The organism is Methanosarcina siciliae T4/M, assembly GCF_000970085.1.
Lineage (GTDB): Archaea > Halobacteriota > Methanosarcinia > Methanosarcinales > Methanosarcinaceae > Methanosarcina > Methanosarcina siciliae.
In genome coordinates this window covers 3,435,305-3,452,011 of sequence record NZ_CP009506.1, presented here as the reverse complement: position 1 = coordinate 3,452,011, position 16,707 = coordinate 3,435,305, and the positions used below count along the sequence as shown (strand labels likewise).

Sequence of the window (16,707 nt, the reverse complement as noted above, 5' to 3'; positions counted from 1 at the left end):
ATGTGTTAGAGGAGAATTGAACCGGCAACGAACCAGGTATGATTATGAATACGAACGTTGTGAGATATGCAATATATTCCTCGCCTGTGAACCATTGACAGGAAAAAGAATGGTTAAAATTATTGAAAGAAAAAACAAGGGTCGTCAATTGTTATATGGTTGATGTTTTGCAACCTTAAATGTCAGAAGGTCGCGCAGTTTCCACTTTGAACCAGTAATTCCACATTCTCTTGCAGGTGTATTGTTACATTTAACACCTCTTTCATCTTCATACGTTAATCTCCCATGCTCTCTACAGAAGTTAAAATACGTACAACCCATCTGTGACAAAAAGAGGGATTTTGTTCGAAATGCATCTGGTAACTAATCGGACTAATTTCATCTGCAACATACTGTTTTCTTGGGCGCCTCTGCTTTCATATGTTCCATTACCAATAACATTATCTTGACCTTTAAGCCCATAGAGGTCGCAATGTTCATTTTTTGATTCTACAATCTGCCAGGACATGAATGGTTCAGTATAACAAATGAGGTTGCATGGGATCAGAGATTCAAGGGATTTTTCTTTCCTGTATCAGAAACAGCTTTATAATCAGCCCTCCAAGAATGAATAAGAGTCTTAAAATCTAAACTGTCAGAATGGTTTATATTGACTTAAAAGTCTTAAAACCTGAACATAATTAGAAGTTAAATTTCTCAAAGGTTTAAAATGCTATGCAGGTCAGACTTACTCGAATATTTATAATAGTTTTGCCTCCGGAATATTCTTAATGTTTGGGTGGGTCCAGGAGTTTATCCAGATGTATGAACTGAAAATCGCTTTGAGGCAGGTACTATCCAGAAAAAAGCAGACCCTTTTTGCCATACTTGCCGTTGCTCTGGCGGTTGCAGTGATCACAGTGATGATGGCAATGCTTTCGGGCTTTCAGGATGAACTTATAAGCTCAAGCATAGAAAATAATCCACATATTGTCATCACTCCTCAGGATGAGAACGAAGAGTTCATACATCTCTACAGGCATACATCTGCCCGAATTGCCGAGAAAGAAGGAATTATAGCCGTATCCCCTAAATACCTGGGCCAGGTGGCACTGGAATACAGGGACAATGCTGAAGGGGTTTCTCTTCAGGGAGTTGACCCTGTGGCTGAAGAGAATGTGATGAGAGTGAGCAAGGATGTTGTAGAGGGGGATTTTATGACCCTTGTCCACACAAGGGACGGGATTCTGCTCGGGGATAAGCTTGCGGAAAACCTTGAGGTCCGTGTGGGGGATAGGGTGGATGCCGTTTTTCCGGGCTCGAAAACAACTTCATTTAAGGTTATCGGGCTAACCCATACCGGTACTTCTGCGGACGAGGTAACAACCTATGCAAGGCTCGATTCGGTACAGGAATTTTTTGACGAGCCCGGCGTTGTGAGCACCATCGGAGTCCGGGTTGCAGACCCCTACCAGGCTGAAGCCATTGCGGCCTCAATTGAAGAAGAAACAGGGCTTGATGCCGTAAGCTGGAGCGAAGCAAATGCTGATATTCTCAACCTCCTTGACACCCAGATGATCTTTGTGAATATCTTCTATCTTCTGATCTACGGGATTGCAGGCTTCGGGATTGCAAATACCCTTATCACCATCGTTGCTCAGAGGACAAGGGAAATCGGTATCCTGAAAGCGATGGGAGCTTCCCAAAAAAGCATAATGGTTGTCTTTCTTTTCCAGTCCCTGGTCCTCGGAGCCATAGGTCTGGTGCTCGGCATCATTCTCGGGTACATTGTGACCATTGCCCTGCAGAATTATGAAATCGAAGTCCCTCAGGAAATGTATTTCGGACTTCAGACCCTTCCTCTTGAGGTAAAGCCCCTTAATTTTTTATATGCTGCCTTTTTTGCTTTCATAGTAAACATAATTTCAGGTATCTACCCTGCAAGAAAAGCTGCAAAACTCGACCCTGTAAAAGCTATTGAAAGTGCCTGAATTCAAATAACTCCTATCATTTCCAGCCCTACGTAGACCATAAGAAGTACAAAAAGGTGTTTTAAATATTCCGGGTTTACCAGATGGCCAACTTCTGCTCCTGTTCTTGCCGCAAGAAGCCCGGGGACTACAAGTAATATCCAGTTCAGGAGATTGATATAGCCAAGAGAATAAGGAGGAAGCCCGGCCTGTCCCCAGCCATTGAGAATATATCCGGCTGACCCTCCGAAAGAGGTAAAGAGCATAATTGCCGCCGAGGTCCCGACAGCTTTTCTCATATCGAAATGCAGAAAAATCAACATGACCGGAATTCCGACTACTCCTCCCCCAATCCCGAGGAGACCTGAAAAAAAGCCTATGAAGAGACCGCCAAAGATATAAAATACCTGATTGGTGCGAATTTTCTCTTTTTTCTTTACAGCCGGGGTGGTATAAGTTTTCAGGGCTCCAATTATGATCACGACCCCGAAAATTGTACTCAGGGTTGAGGCCGGCAGGTAAGAAGCTACTGCTGCCCCTGCGAAACTGGCAATCGAACCGGAAATTCCCATAATCAGAGCCGGTTTCCAGAGCACTGCATGGTTTTTGTGATATTTCTGGGTAACAATTATAGCGTTTATCAGGATCACAAAGAGGCTTGTTCCGAGAGCCGCCCTTATGGCCAGATCCGGGTCCATCCCGGTTTCCTGCAAAAGCCAGTACTGGACAGGAGACATAATAAAGCCTCCCCCTATACCCAGAAGCCCTGAGATAATGCCTGCAAAGGCACCTGTAAAAATAAGAACGCCAAAATAAAGGGGGTCTGTAGGAGTCATTTCCATTTTGTTATTTTGTTTTTATTTCCTGATTTTTCCTGATTTAAACGTATATTTCCGGCTGTTTTCTACATGAAACTTTGGGTTTATTTAAGTTAACAGTATCGTACTGAAAATATGCAGGACTGCCACTAATGTTTAAATGGAAAAATCCGGAACTTGCAGAAAAGTTGTACTTGAAAGGATAAATCATGATTTAAAAGGGTAACTGTTTTTCTTAAATAATTTGCCCCTGAGAAGACTTTTAAGTTCCTATATTATCATCCACGATTGTTCTGTGTATAGGCCCTAATCTTTACAAAGAAAAATTGAAAGTTTTAACTGTGATATATTCAATATACAAAGTTTGCCTTTTAATTGGAATTCAATTCTTTTATTTTTGAAATTTGAATTTATTACAACATATTAAAATATCTTCCATTTCAAAACTTCTTGACTACATCAAAAAAATTAGAATGGAACTTCTTGACCGGTTCCGGGTTAAAGGAAAAATTTTTAATCGATACTTCAACAATCTTTCCTTCACCTCCGGTTTCAGGCATTACATTTGAATCCGGCACCGTTGCAGGTTCTTCAACTGGGATTGGAGGCGTTTCGGTTGGAGTTGCAGATATTTGAGTGTTATTGCCCATGTTGCTTGTACATCCTATTGCCATAAAGACGCTAAATAAAACTAGCAAAAGAACAAATTTTCTTCTCATCGTCTCCCCACTTAAATATCAGATCTATCAGATGTTTATAAATAATAGTTTGATTTGATAATAATTCCTACCAGGTTCTAAACATAATAACAAAAGACTCTAAAAATAAGGCTATTTAAGGTGTTCGGCAACTTGACAAAACGAAAAAGCATAAGCATAGCTCAACTGATATAAAGATGAGATATTTAAAAAGACATATTTAAAAATAATCGATCTACATAACCATTCAATATTAGATGGACTGAATAAAGGAATCCATGGAAGTTTTTTTCAAGAAACAGATCTTAAATGTTTCTTATTCTGTTTATCAGACTAAAATGCTGTAATTACGCCTTCATTTGTTTTCGAAAACCCTTATTCATCCATATTGAAATATTATCATATTTAATACTGCAAACTGTTTAGAATCAAAAGCAGAGTTTTGAACTGCCGCATCCATCATTTATTTGGTAGGAGTTACCTGGATTACTCCGGTCCTTTCTGTTGCGGTTTCAGTTTCATTATCTTCTTCCTCTGCAGCTGTCATTTCCTCTCCAGCTAGAATTTCCTCTTCTTCTGCGCCTCCTACGTCACTTACATTCATTTCTTCTGTCTCGTTCATCATCTCTTCGGTTGCAGTCATCTCTTCGGTTGCAGTCATCTCTTCGGTTGCAGTCATCTCTTCGGTTGCAGCCATTTCTTCGGTTGCAGTCATCTCCTCGGTTGCAGCCATTTCTTCGGTTGCAGTCATTTTTTCGGTTGCAGCCATTTCTTCAGTTTCAGTTATCTTTTCAGTTGGAGTTCCTGTTTCATTCGGTTGTTCGGTACCTGTACATCCTATTGCCAGGAATACGCCAAAAATAACCATTAAAACAAGCAATGCTTTTCTCATATTTTCCCCCCATTTATTGAGTGCTCTATAATTAATATTTCTGGTTTTATAACTATTACTGCCAGCTTCTGAACATAGTTTCGTTATTTAGTTCATTTTTTACTTGGCCAGATGACATGGAAGTTCATTCCGGAAACAGGAACTTCAAGATAATTTTGATCACATTTTCCTTTTAAGAGTTTTACCTGTCCTTAAATTCTAATAGCGGGAATTTCAATATTACTAAAAGACTCTTTTTAGGGGGGAGGTCATGAAAATCAAATCTATTAATCCTTATACTGAAGAAGTAAACTGGATTTTCGATGCATTATCTTTCGGAGACTGCGAAGAGCAGATCAAAAAGTCCAGAGCTACTTTTTCAGGCTGGAGCTCGCTTTCGGTTGAGGAAAGAACCAGGTATATTGCACGGGCAGCTGAGGTACTCCGACAGAACAAAAGGGCGTACGCCGAAATTATCACAAAAGAAATGGGAAAGCCTATCAGGCAAGCTCTTGGAGAGGTTGATAATTGCGCATGTCTCTGTGACTATTACGCGGAAAATTCAGCAGAGTTTCTGAAAGATGAAGTTGTGGAAACGGAAGCCGAAAAGAGCTATGTCACCTTTGAGCCTCTGGGAATTATTCTCGGGATCGCGCCCTGGGACTTCCCTTTCTGGCAGGCTTTCAGGTTTGCAGTTCCCGCACTGACTGCCGGAAACGTGTGCCTGCTGAAGCATGCAGGAAACGTGCCAATGTCGGCTCTTGGGATTGAAAAAGTTTTTACCGAAGCCGGACTGCCTGAAAATGTGTTTAAGACCCTGCTGATCAACTCTAAAACTGCCATGGAAATCATAGATGAGGATCTTGTTGATGGGGTTTCGATCACCGGGAGCCAGGTAGCCGGATCTGAAGTCGGAGAGCTTGCCGGAAGGTTGGTCAAGCCTTTCGTGCTGGAACTTGGAGGGTCCGACCCCTTCATTGTGCTTGAAGATGCGGATATAGACCGGGCTTCACAGTTTGCGATAGAATCCCGTTTCCTCAATGCAGGGCAGAGCTGTATTGCAGCCAAGAGGTTCATCGTCATTGAAGATGTTGTCGTGGATTTCATTGAGGCCTTCGAACTGTATATTCAGGAACTGAAAATAGGGGACCCCATGGATGAGGAAACTGACATCGGGCCGGTGGCAAAAAAGGAGTGTGTAGGCATCCTTGAAAAGATCCTGAAGGATGCAAAAAGAAAAGGTTCAGAACCTCATGTGTACGGAGAAGAACATGCGAAAGGTTTTTTCTTCAGACCGGCGCTTATCCCTGCTGCCAGTGCGGACATGAAGGCCTGCAATTTTGAGGTCTGCGGACCTATCGCACCCGTAATCATAGCAAAGGATGAAGATGAAGCTGTGGAAATTGCAAACTCCACGGAATTTGGATTTGGAGCTGAAGTCTGGTCTACAGACCTGGAGAGAGCTGAGCGGCTGGCAAAAAGAATAAGGGCGGGTTTTGTGACCATCAACGGAATGGTAAAGTCCGATCCAAGGCTGCCTTTTGGAGGAGTCAAAAAATCCGGGATAGGAAGAGAGCTTTCATATTACGGGCTTAAGCAATTTGTAAACATAAAAACCGTCGTGGTTAACAAATGAGAATAAATAAGCAGAAAACCCGGTTTTCAGGTTGTATAAGTTCAGCAATACCATATGCATTTAGCAGCAGCGATATGTGAATTCAACAAAAACGATATGAGTTCAGCAGCGGCAATCCAGGTTCAGCGATATCCGGATCGAAATGGATAACAGGGTAAAAGTTGATATTAAAAGTTGAATAATATTTTGGATAGATTAATAAATTGGGGTTTTTTATGAAAGCTTCGGACCTTTTTGTTGCCCAGCTAAAAGAAGAAGGCGTGGAATATATTTTCGGACTCCCGGGAGAAGAAAACCTTGACCTTCTCGAATCTCTTCGAAACTCGAATATCAAACTGATTATAACAAGGCATGAACAGGCTGCCGCATTCATGGCTGCAGCTTACGGAAGGCTGAAAGGAAGAGCCGGGGTCTGTTTTTCAACTCTCGGACCAGGAGCAACGAACCTTGTTACAGGCGTTGCCCAGGCGCAGCTTATAGGAGCTCCTTTAATCTCCATATCCGGACAAAAAGCACTGGTGGACAACTGGCAGGCCCGTTTCCAGCTTGTAGACGTTGTCGGGATGATGGAACCGCTCTGCAAAAAAGCTGTATCGATTTCCGACCCGGGGATGATCCCCACAGTAATCCGAAACGCCTTCAAACACGCGGAAGCCCAAAAGCCGGGAGCTGTACACCTTGAGCTTCCTGAGGATGTGGCTGGTGAAGAAACCGATGCAGTTGTGCAGAAAAGGAGCGAGATCAAAATTCCTTCTCCTGACCCTGAAGCCGTCGAAATGGCCGCAAACATGATCCGCGAAGCTAAAAACCCCCTTATAATCGTCTCTTCCGGAGCTAACCGGAAGGAGGTCACTGAAGAGCTCGAATATTTTTCCCGAAAAACCGGCGTCTACCTTGTGCATACACAGATGGGAAAAGGGGTTGTCCCTGATGACTGCCTCTATAGCCTCTTTGCTACCGGGATTCACGCAAGAGATTACGTAAACTGCGGAATTGACGGGGCAGACCTGATAATAACCGTGGGCTACGATATCGTAGAATACCCTCCCTACCTCTGGAACAGGTATCTGGACAAGAAGATCATAAATATAGACTTTGTGGACTCCATACCTGACAGGTATTTTAATCCGGATGTAGAAGTAATAGGAGACATTGCCTCCTCAATCCGGGAGATTGCTGCGAGAATTCCGGAAAAGAGAGAGTTTCCTTTTTTTGAAAACACAAGGGCCTTCATCGAAGAAAAAATCAATTCTCCTTTCAGGAAAGGTTATCCTCCCCTCCCTCAGGAGATTGTACAGAACGTAAGAAAGGTGCTTGAGCGCGAAGATATCATTTCGCTTGATAACGGGATATACAAGCTATGGTTCTCCCGACTTTACAAGGCCTATGCTCCCAATACCGTGCTGCTGGACAATGCCCTTGCTACAATGGGAGCAGGGTTCTCGGCAGGGATTGTTGCAAAACTTCTTCACCCCGAACGCCGCGTACTTGCCGTCTGCGGAGATGGAGGCTTCATGATGAACTGCCAGGAGCTTGAAACTGCAGTCCGCTACAGGGTCCCTCTTGTTGTCCTCATACTCAACGACAATGCCTTTGGCTTCATAAAGTGGAAGCAGAAGAAGCTGCATTTTGAAGACTTTGCCCTTGACTACGGAAACCCTGACTTTGTCCGTTTTGCAGAAAGTTTCGGGGCAACAGGCCTGAAGGTCGAAGAAGGCGAAGATCTTTCAGAAGTTCTCGAAAAAGCTTTTTCCCTGAACAAATTGGTGGTTATTGAATGCCCCATTGATTATTCCGTAAACTATGAGACCTTTTCAATAGAACTAGGAAACCTTGTGTGCAAATTCTGAAAAGTGGAGAAAAATGCAAAGTAAAACAATTGAAGAAACAAAAGCAAAAGTTCGGATAAAGTAAATGAATAAAAGGTTTTTGAGGTAACCTTAATTAAGGTAACCTTTTCTTTCAAGCCAGTCTACCTGGGGTTTTGTATACTTCCATATGACATCGGCTTTTGAATCCTGAATTTCCCAGGGGTTTACGATCACAACATCGCCTTCACGGACCCACATTTTCTTTTTTTTGGAACCGGGAATTCTGCCCATTCGAACAACCCCGTCCATGCACTGCAATGTAACTCTTTTTGAGCCAAGTAAACTTGCTACCGTTGCCAGGACTTCATTTTTGTCCTTACGGGGTGTTCTGACTCTTGTTACTTCCTGATTATTTCCCGGGCTTACGGACTTATTTGATCCTGATTGTCTTTTTCGAATAATACTTCTATAATTAGCCAGATTAATTCCTCCTATGTTTCGTTTCTATAATTTTTTTGATGGCTTATCGAGCCTATTTAGTCTTCTCACTTTATCCAGTTTCACCATCAGCTTTCGCACTGCAGTATTACCCTGGACGACGTGCTGTCAACCCCCTGCATCTTCCTCTCGGAATTACCTGTAAAAGAAAATCCCTAATACCATTCAAATCGAATACAACCATTCTAACTGAATGTTAGATGCTTGATTCAGGGTAAGCTTGCAGAAGAATGAAACAAAAGCAAAGGATGAAAAACAAAAAGTGAAAAATGAATTGAGTATTATGCAAATTGAACTGCAAAAAATACTCAATCCAGCTTATATATAATTACCTGTGTTTAGGGAAGCATTCTCTGCGATTTATTTCGTCTCCGCTTTCAGCGGAGATTCATCAGTTTAAATATAAGATTGTATAGAGCTTTTTGATTAAAAACAAAAATGAGTTTTTAATAGCAGATTATACGTATCTTTATTTTCAGCTCTAACAAGACATTCAAATTATATAAAGGTTTCTATAAAAGATAAAGCCATAGAAAATAAAATTTGTACATGTGAAAGAAGAAAAAAACTCTTCCGACTCAAACATTATACTTAAAATAACGATTGAAAACCTTAAAAGATTCGTACTGGAAAAAGAATCGATCCGCCTGCCTTCACAAACAGGCAGGACGGACACACTCTATAAAAGTAAGAATTCCGAAATGAGGTTCGGATTTAGTAGCGGTTCTCTCTGGGCTTCCTGTGGTTAGGAAGGCAGTCCCTGCAGTAGACCGGTCTGTCGGGATCAGGTTTGAAAGGAACCTGAGTTTCAGCGCCACAGTCGGAACATATTGCATTGTGCATTTCCCTCGGGCCTCCGAAACCTCCCCGGTTGTTGTCTCTTCCCCGGAAGGAATTTCTGTCATTAAAAGCCATTTTCTTTTCACCTCCGCTTACAACGGATAGTCATTGCTTAAAAATAAGATTGTATAGAGCTCTTTGATTAAAAACAGAAATTAGTTTTTAATAACAGATTATACGTCTCTTTATTTTTAATGGTTCTACTATACAGTCAAATTATATAAATTTTACTCATAAAAATTAAAAACAATCATAAAAATATTTTATATCTGAAGCCTCCCGCCTCTAATCCAAGTCTTCCAGATTCCTTTACTGCAATCAAACGATTGATATTTAAATCCGCAGACATTTCAATCCCCACATTTCAAAGAATAACAGAACCTGACTTTTAATTACTCAATTTATCTTTTCAGGTAGTGCCAGAAAGCCCATATTAAGGATGGGGACACATTTATATCCAAATTATTTCACGCAAATATCCGAATTATTTCACGCAATCTCTCCCGGATTTAATGTTTTTTCAACGAACTATCCTGGTTTTAAGTAGAACCGGTAGAAAAAACCTCCCTATAGTAGGCAGTGGCACTATCTGTAAGGGAGCATAATTCATCTTAAGCCGGGTGTAATACGTGAAACAGCAAATCCTGCAAGCAGGTACAATCGCATATCAGTAAAATTGTAAAAGATAGAAACAGAAAATGAAAAGAAGAATGAGAGGTTTAACCGTTTCGCTGGTTAAAACCAACTAATATCAAGGCAGTTATTTTTTTGTTAGTCAAATAGCACAATAATTTAGTCAGTTACTTAAGGTAGCCTTTTCGCTCGAGCCACTCAATCTGAGGTCTTGTATATTTCCAGATAACATCGGCCTTGGTATCTTGGATTTCCCATGGAGTGACAATTACAACATCTCCTTCACGAATCCACATCTTCTTGTTCTTGGATCCGGGGATTCTCCCCATTCGGACAACACCGTCCATACACTGTAAATTGACCCTCTTTGAGCCTAAAAGGCTTCCTACGGTTGCCAGTACTTCATGGTTCTCCCTGCGTGGAGTGCGTACCCTTGTTACTTCCTGAGTACTGGGTGCAGCTGACCCTTCCCTTCTCTTTCTCATATTGCTTCTATAATTAGCCAGGTTGATTCCTCGTTTGTTTATTTTGCTTTTGGATTTTTGATTGATTATTCGATTCCGAATTTTTGATCCGTTTTTGGTTATAAAGTTTTGATTTTGAATCCCGGAATTATATTCCGGTTTTTATTATCGATCTTAATTTCTTCTATACATTCTGGATGGATTGAACCCTTATACAATTATCGATCCCCGATAGACTTTTGGTTTGATGGTTCATAAATGGATAGGAAGTTAAAAACCTATACAAAACATAAAAGGCCTAAATTTAACATAAATCTGAAGCCTCAGAAACTACTTCTTAGAGATCCCGCCGACCCGATCCATGATCCCCCTGAATAAAATAGGTTTAAAAACTATCCACATTATAAATATTAATAAATTTCAACTGATATATAATCTTTGATTGACGCCTGAGTGACAATTTAAAGTGATACAACGCTCAATAAATAAATTCACAATGATTGAGGATTCCGATGTCCTTCACCTGAGTATAAGGCAAAAAACATAGATTAAAAAGTGGATCGGTGTTGCTGTAAGAGCTTACAGGACAACACCTTGTATTGAGAAATTTAAATTTAGAACTTTCTGTGGTTTGGAAGGCAGTCCCTGCAGTAAACCGGTCTTCCTTCAGTTGGCTTGAAGGGGACTTCAGTTTCAACGCCGCAGTCAGAACAGACAACCTTGTGCATTTCCCTGGGGCCGCTGTTGCCGCCTCTAAAACCTCCGCGGTTACCATCCCTGCCACCACGGCCACTGTCTCTTCCTCTGTAGTTTCCTCTGTCATTAAAACCCATTTTTGTTTCACCTCCGCTTTCAGCAGTACACATATTCATAAAAATATGATTGGATATAATTTATTATTTAAACCAAAAATGGAGTTTTCAATAACAGATTATATTTCTCATTATTTTTACTAATTCTACAACCTTTTTATGATATATAAAATTAATCTGCAGAATTAAGAAAACAGGGAGCCATGTCCCTTTAAGACAGAAGTTAAATTAAAAATTTGACCCGAAAATAAATGAGTTAAGTTGGAAACCCGACCATCAGCAGGTTTCTTATATAAAGTTTGAATGGAACCTGGGTTTCTACACCGCAGTCAGAACAAACTGCTGGGTACATTTCTCTGGGACCGCTGCTACTGCCTCTGAAACCTCCACAGCTGCCGTCATCCCTGCCACCCCGATTTCTGGACCCAAGACATTATAATATATAAATATATCTTAAGAGAGAAGAATTCTGAGAAAAACCTTCCATGACCTATAATTTATACCTTAATTTTATGATTCATGCTCGAGATCCGGTATATTTTTATATTCCAGTATACTTCCTAAAATAAATACTATGTATAAAGAACCAGGGAACTGATTAATAAATGGAAGTAAAATAATTCGTTGATGAACTACTATTACTTGCTGTTACTGGCAATAGCATTTGAAGTATGTGGGACTACCTGCATGAAACTATCCGAGGGTTTTACAAAACTGCTCCCTTCTGTTTTGATTTTCGTGTTCTATGCGATCAGTTTCTCTCTCTTCACGCTTGCCCTTAAAGGAATAGATGTAAGCATTGCATACGCAATATGGGCTGGCTTCGGGACTGCTCTTATCACCATTGTAGGGATTTTATGGTTCAGGGAACCTGCCACAGCCCTCAAAATGATTTCTCTTATCGTTGTAATTGCAGGAGTTATCGGGCTTCACCTGAGCGATAGAGTCACATAAAGGGCAGAATACCAATAGCTATAACACCAATATACTTGAATACCCAAACACTTTTCAAAAGGGGATTGTGCAAGCAAAAATCAGGTTTTGTAACCGAAGGAAAGTATACGGAAGCCCGAGTTCAAAGCTTTTTAGCCACAACTACAAACCCATTAACTACGTTGCCGACCATGGTTTTGAGTTTTTCAACTCTGAAATAGTCAATCTCAAACCCACAGTCTACCAGCAGGAAAACAAGTTCTTTTTCGGAAAAATGGTGCGCAATAAATTCAACGTCTCCTGTGTCAGGGTTAAGAGCAAGGAAAGAACCTTCTTCTTTTGTAACCGGAAAATCCTGAAGGTAGCGCTTTCTGTAAGGCTTGAGGTGCCAGTTCTGGGCAAATTCCACAAAGTAAAGGAAAGCTCCGGGTTTGAGGACTCGGAAAGCCTCCTGAATTATCCTTTTTCTTGCCCTTGGGTCCGGGACAGTGGTCAAAAAAGCCTGCATGACTGCAAAATCGAAACTTGAGTCGTGGAAAGGAAGGTTAGAAGCATTCCCAACCTTAAAGTCAGCCCTTCCTTCTTTCTTCTGATCATGTTCCAGGCTGGTTGCAGCTATATTTGAAAACCTGATAGCTTCGGAGTTTATATCTATCCCTGTTACAGCATATCCTTTGGAAGCAAGTTCAAAGCTGATTTTTCCAAAACCGCATCCGATATCGAGGATTTTATAGCCTTCCTGAAGATACCTGTAAACTACGGGGTAAAGCTCAAGGCTTGAGGGTATTTTCTTTAAGGGAACGGTTTCCCAGTATGATTTTGGCATAGTGAACCAATAAAGGTATAGGATAAAGAAGGTTTCGAAATCAATAAAACACTTTAAGATATCCACCTCCAAATAATTATACCTATTTATTCCTGTGGACGGAGGGCCGATTTCAACTGTGCGTGAAAAGGAGAAACTAAAATTCCATTTTGAGGATTCTGAAAGGCACGAATAGAAAAAATAAGATAATGAGGCGATATAGAAAACAAAACGAGGGAGATAATATAAGAAAAAGGGTGAAAAAAATAAAAAAGGGGTTTGGGGGTAGATTATTAATTTGGAATCGTAAAGAATAAAGATATTTCAGGCAACACCTGAATCCGCCCTACAGGTGTTGCCTGAAAAATGCTTATTGTTAAGGGTTAACCCGTTAACACGTACCTTGACACCGCCTCAGTACGTTTAATCTAGGGCCTTATCCCACAGCGTCCCCGTGACAACCTGTCCAGATACGATTTTTTGTGGGATAACTCGGCAGCTTCTGTTGAGAGTTTCCGGAAGGATCGGATCGTTGACATCAATATGGGTACAACAGACGCTACCGTTTCAGGATGATATGCCCTTAACATTCAGGTTTCTCTCAATGTTCTTGGAGTACATACTTTTTGGAGATTATTTCCTTCTGTTTTTTGAGACCTTTATTCCTTCGATTTTTTAAAGACCTTTATTTCCTTCTGTTTAAAGATCTTTGAATCCCTGGAGATTGTTTTCAAAGCCTTTCACTTTGTCTGAAAAACAATTTGGGATAGTACTTCATATTGTAAAATTAGAATATAAGTATACTTTTTGCAATAGTTTTGTTACCAGGAAGAATTGATACTTTTAAAACTTGATAATACTTTATTTTCCTTGATAAAAGATCTGCGAAATTTACATCAAAGAAAAAGCAAATATTAGTCCTTTTATTGAATATAAAGTCGGTATATTCAGAATTAAAGGGATATTAACCCTTTAATCTCATTTTTTATACATTTAAATCTGTGATAATAGCCTTATTGGAAATTAAGATCAATTAAGTTCCTTAAAAGTTTATAAATCCCTATTTGATGGTTAAAAACCTTAAAGAGCATGGCAGGATAGTTATACCCGGTATAATTCGTGGAAAGTACAAAATACTTACAGAAAACTTGCGGAAGACTTGCAGGAGACTTGCGGAAGGCTTCAAAAATTATAGAATAACCCTCCAGTAAACTGCGGCTTTGCTGTTGCAACAGATTTAAAGTGAATCAGAATCAAAGCGAACCAGTATAAAAATACTCCAAATTCTGGAAGAGAATTATTATAAGGCAAAGAACCAGCATAATATCCTGTGATGGAATCGGATGCGGGAACTTCCTCTGTAGACGGGAGGGCACTTTTTCCTCTGTATACCATAACATTCATCGGAACCCTAAGATTTGGCATCATACTTACTTTTCTTGTATTTCTTGTGACAAAATACGGAGGTAACGCCCTTGTCTACGGCGCACTTGCTTCCACCGATCTGCTTTTCAGCTTATCGGAGCCCCCATTCTGGACAGGTGGTCTGGCCTGCTGGGTATTTTTGGTTACCCTTCTCCTATTCGCGCTCTTTTTTGCAAGAGCTCTTGATGGCGTTACAGGAGGAAACGTATCTGTTGCCAATGCATACCTTGCGGACCTCACCTCCGAAAAAGAAAGGAATAAAAACTACGGCAGGATAATTGGGCTTATAAAATAATGGTGCAGGATGATGAGGCATTGGAATTATAACAACCACAGCATAAGTTCGTTTACTCATTCACCAGGGTACTCAGCAATCCAACCGGGAAGAAACGCATACATCTTTACCCTTGGTCTGATACTTATTTTCCTGACTTTCAGTGCAGCATCTGCATCTCCTCTAAATTCTGCTGTTGCCTCAAACACCAGCGATCCCACAAATTCAACTGAGCTTGAAGCCTTTATGGATGGGGCTGTAAATTCACATCTCAAGGCCGATCCTGTTCCCGGAGCAACCGTAGCTGTGGTCAAGGACGGACAGATCATCTTTGCCAAAGGCTATGGTTATGCAGACATTGATAAACGCCAGCCGGTCGTTGGAAATCAAACTCTTTTCCGTGTGGGCTCTGTCAGCAAACTCTTCGTATGGACGGCAGTGATGCAGCTTGCGGAGCAGGGAAAGCTGGACCTCGATGCCGATGTTAACACTTATCTCAAGGACTTCCAGATCCCTGCTACCTATTCCAGGCCTATTACCCTCAAGAACCTTATGTCCCATACATCGGGTTTCGAAGATTTAGCTATCAGTGGACGCTTTTTTGTGCACAACTCAACTGACATTATGCCGCTCGGGGAGTACCTGGAAAAGGGAATGCCTGCTCGAGTGCGCCCTCCCGGAGAATTAACCGCCTATTCGAACTACGGCTCTGCCCTGGCTGCATATATTGTTGAGCAGGTGTCTGGAATGCCTTTTGATAGGTATGTGGAAGAGAATATCCTGCTTCCGCTGGATATGAACAATACGACATTCGACCAGCCCTTGCCAGCCATACTGGCTTCGAATATGTCCAACGGATATGTCTATTCGAATAATGCTTACACAGCCAAGCCATTTGAATACGTACAGGTCTGGCCGGCAGGTTCTATGAGTTCCACCTCTGAGGATATGGCGAAATTCATGATTGCCCATCTTCAAAACGGGAGGTATGGCGATAAGCGTATACTGCAGGAGGCTACAGCACAGCAAATGCATAGCCGCCTCTTTACGAACGCTCCAGGGGTTAACGGTGTAACTTATGGATTCCTGGAGATAAATCCGGAAAATCCGAGAGTTATAGGGCATGGAGGCGACACTATCCTGTTCCACACCCGGCTGGCGCTGATACCGGAAAGTCAACTTGGCCTTTTTGTCTCCTTGAACGGAGAGGATGGTGAATCGGCAGCCAATGAGCTACTGCAGGCTTTTTTGGATCATTACTATCCCATGTCACCTACGCCGGTTCCAGAACCCATCCCCGGCTTTGAAAAGAATGTAAGTCTTTTCGCTGGCAACTATCGCCCAACAAGGAGCGCCTACACTAACTTTGAAAAATTAACCTCTATCTCCCAGAGGATACGGATATCTCCGGGTCCGAACAGCACCCTCATAATTTCCCAGCTTACAGGGGGATCAAAAGAATGGGTTGAAGTAAAACAGCTTACCTTCAGCCCGGCCGATGGTCTGCCTTCCCGGGAAGGCCTGGTCTTTGGCAAAGATAGCCAGGGTCATATAAAGTATCTCTTCATAAAACTGGATCCCACAGCAACCTATGAGAAAGTTCCCTGGCACGATGATCTCAGCATTAACCTTTTCCTGCTGGGAAGTTGCATTCTCCTTTTCTTATCGACGCTAATCTGGCCGATAAGCCTGATCATCAAGTGCTCCCCATCAAAGCCCAAAAAACCTTCCAGCACAGCCAGATTGTTTGCAGGCGGAGCCAGTATGATTAACCTCCTGTTCCTGACAGGGTTAACATTCCTTTTCCGGGATAAAACTGCAAATGTAGAATTTATATACTCTGTCTCTACCTTCCTGATACTCCTGTTAGCAATCGCCCTGATAGCTGCGATTCTGGCGCTGGGATCTGCCGTCTTCGCAGCTCTTGCATGGAAAGATAGCTACTGGAGTTATCCCGAAAGAATTCATTACAGTCTGGTGGTCCTGGCTCTGCTGACGTTTGTCTGGTGGCTCAATAACTGGAATCTACTCGGGTTCAAATTCTGATGTGCTCTCGTATCGATGAGAATGTGATGTCAAAAATAAAGAAAGGATTACCTGAATAAGCAGTGGAAGAGATTATCACTTTCCTTAACATTTTTTGATTACACCAGAATCCATTATTTCTTGTTCAAGCTGCTAACCATCAGGAAAATGACGCAGGATGGGATAGAATCTGGTCCGGAATCGAAAAGTCATAT

At 41.5% G+C, this 16,707-nt stretch carries 13 protein-coding genes and 3 pseudogenes; 6 read left to right on the top strand and 10 right to left on the bottom strand.

Annotated elements, in window-relative coordinates:
• Nucleotides 1-144: 144 nt before the first annotated feature.
• Nucleotides 145-404, bottom strand: a pseudogene (locus tag MSSIT_RS24975) (hypothetical protein); the annotation flags it as partial.
• Between the two features lie 396 nt (nucleotides 405-800).
• On the opposite strand from MSSIT_RS24975, the gene MSSIT_RS14400 reads away from it, so the two are divergent.
• Complete coding sequence (locus MSSIT_RS14400) at nucleotides 801-1,970, top strand: ABC transporter permease (protein ID WP_048174875.1); 1,170 nt, start codon at nucleotides 801-803, stop codon at nucleotides 1,968-1,970.
• A gap of 2 nt (nucleotides 1,971-1,972) precedes the next feature.
• Here the strand turns inward: MSSIT_RS14400 and MSSIT_RS14395 are convergent, their stop codons facing one another.
• The 3 genes from MSSIT_RS14395 to MSSIT_RS14385 all read right to left on the bottom strand — a co-directional run bounded on the left by MSSIT_RS14395 (nucleotide 1,973) and on the right by MSSIT_RS14385 (nucleotide 4,357).
• Nucleotides 1,973-2,785 (bottom strand): sulfite exporter TauE/SafE family protein, encoded by an 813-nt coding sequence (locus tag MSSIT_RS14395; RefSeq protein WP_048174873.1) that lies wholly within the window; start codon nucleotides 2,783-2,785, stop codon nucleotides 1,973-1,975.
• Nucleotides 2,786-3,207: 422 nt separating this feature from the next.
• Nucleotides 3,208-3,486 (bottom strand): hypothetical protein, encoded by a 279-nt coding sequence (locus tag MSSIT_RS14390; protein WP_187151767.1) that lies wholly within the window; start codon nucleotides 3,484-3,486, stop codon nucleotides 3,208-3,210.
• A 442-nt stretch (nucleotides 3,487-3,928) separates the two neighbouring features.
• Complete coding sequence (locus tag MSSIT_RS14385; protein ID WP_048173253.1) at nucleotides 3,929-4,357, bottom strand: hypothetical protein; 429 nt, start codon at nucleotides 4,355-4,357, stop codon at nucleotides 3,929-3,931.
• A gap of 250 nt (nucleotides 4,358-4,607) precedes the next feature.
• Between MSSIT_RS14385 and MSSIT_RS14380 the strand changes: the two genes are divergently transcribed.
• Together MSSIT_RS14380 and MSSIT_RS14375 are read left to right on the top strand one after the other, a co-directional pair.
• Nucleotides 4,608-5,972 (top strand): NAD-dependent succinate-semialdehyde dehydrogenase, encoded by a 1,365-nt coding sequence (locus tag MSSIT_RS14380; RefSeq protein ID WP_048173251.1) that lies wholly within the window; start codon nucleotides 4,608-4,610, stop codon nucleotides 5,970-5,972.
• Between the two features lie 215 nt (nucleotides 5,973-6,187).
• On the top strand, nucleotides 6,188-7,822 hold the full coding sequence (locus MSSIT_RS14375) for an acetolactate synthase large subunit (protein ID WP_048173250.1): 1,635 nt from the start codon (nucleotides 6,188-6,190) through the stop codon (nucleotides 7,820-7,822).
• A gap of 90 nt (nucleotides 7,823-7,912) precedes the next feature.
• On the opposite strand, the gene eif1A (MSSIT_RS22455) is transcribed toward MSSIT_RS14375, so the two are convergent.
• The 5 genes and pseudogenes from eif1A (MSSIT_RS22455) to MSSIT_RS23505 all read right to left on the bottom strand — a co-directional run.
• On the bottom strand, nucleotides 7,913-8,242 hold the full coding sequence (gene eif1A / locus MSSIT_RS22455) for a translation initiation factor eIF-1A (RefSeq protein WP_082089020.1): 330 nt from the start codon (nucleotides 8,240-8,242) through the stop codon (nucleotides 7,913-7,915).
• Between the two features lie 753 nt (nucleotides 8,243-8,995).
• Nucleotides 8,996-9,196 carry a CxxC-x17-CxxC domain-containing protein gene (locus MSSIT_RS22450; RefSeq protein WP_048065096.1) on the bottom strand — a complete coding sequence of 67 codons (201 nt, stop codon included), beginning with the start codon at nucleotides 9,194-9,196 and terminating at the stop codon, nucleotides 8,996-8,998.
• A 725-nt stretch (nucleotides 9,197-9,921) separates the two neighbouring features.
• Nucleotides 9,922-10,239 (bottom strand): translation initiation factor eIF-1A, encoded by a 318-nt coding sequence (eif1A, locus tag MSSIT_RS14355; RefSeq protein ID WP_048173243.1) that lies wholly within the window; start codon nucleotides 10,237-10,239, stop codon nucleotides 9,922-9,924.
• Nucleotides 10,240-10,832: 593 nt separating this feature from the next.
• On the bottom strand, nucleotides 10,833-11,051 hold the full coding sequence (locus tag MSSIT_RS14350; protein WP_048174870.1) for a CxxC-x17-CxxC domain-containing protein: 219 nt from the start codon (nucleotides 11,049-11,051) through the stop codon (nucleotides 10,833-10,835).
• A 235-nt stretch (nucleotides 11,052-11,286) separates the two neighbouring features.
• Nucleotides 11,287-11,448: pseudogene (locus MSSIT_RS23505) on the bottom strand (CxxC-x17-CxxC domain-containing protein); the annotation flags it as partial.
• A gap of 209 nt (nucleotides 11,449-11,657) precedes the next feature.
• On the opposite strand from MSSIT_RS23505, the gene MSSIT_RS14345 reads away from it, so the two are divergent.
• Complete coding sequence (locus tag MSSIT_RS14345) at nucleotides 11,658-11,984, top strand: DMT family transporter (RefSeq protein ID WP_048173242.1); 327 nt, start codon at nucleotides 11,658-11,660, stop codon at nucleotides 11,982-11,984.
• A gap of 121 nt (nucleotides 11,985-12,105) precedes the next feature.
• Here MSSIT_RS14345 and MSSIT_RS14340 read toward each other — a convergent pair whose 3' ends face one another.
• Nucleotides 12,106-12,789: a class I SAM-dependent methyltransferase gene (locus MSSIT_RS14340; RefSeq protein ID WP_048174868.1), complete on the bottom strand. Its 684-nt coding sequence runs from the start codon at nucleotides 12,787-12,789 to the stop codon at nucleotides 12,106-12,108.
• Nucleotides 12,790-14,101: 1,312 nt separating this feature from the next.
• On the opposite strand from MSSIT_RS14340, the pseudogene MSSIT_RS14335 reads away from it, so the two are divergent.
• Both MSSIT_RS14335 and MSSIT_RS14330 read left to right on the top strand, forming a co-directional pair.
• A pseudogene (locus MSSIT_RS14335) lies at nucleotides 14,102-14,470 on the top strand (MFS transporter); the annotation flags it as partial.
• Between the two features lie 27 nt (nucleotides 14,471-14,497).
• Nucleotides 14,498-16,513: a serine hydrolase domain-containing protein gene (locus tag MSSIT_RS14330; protein ID WP_082089019.1), complete on the top strand. Its 2,016-nt coding sequence runs from the start codon at nucleotides 14,498-14,500 to the stop codon at nucleotides 16,511-16,513.
• The last annotated feature ends 194 nt before the right edge of the window (nucleotides 16,514-16,707 follow it).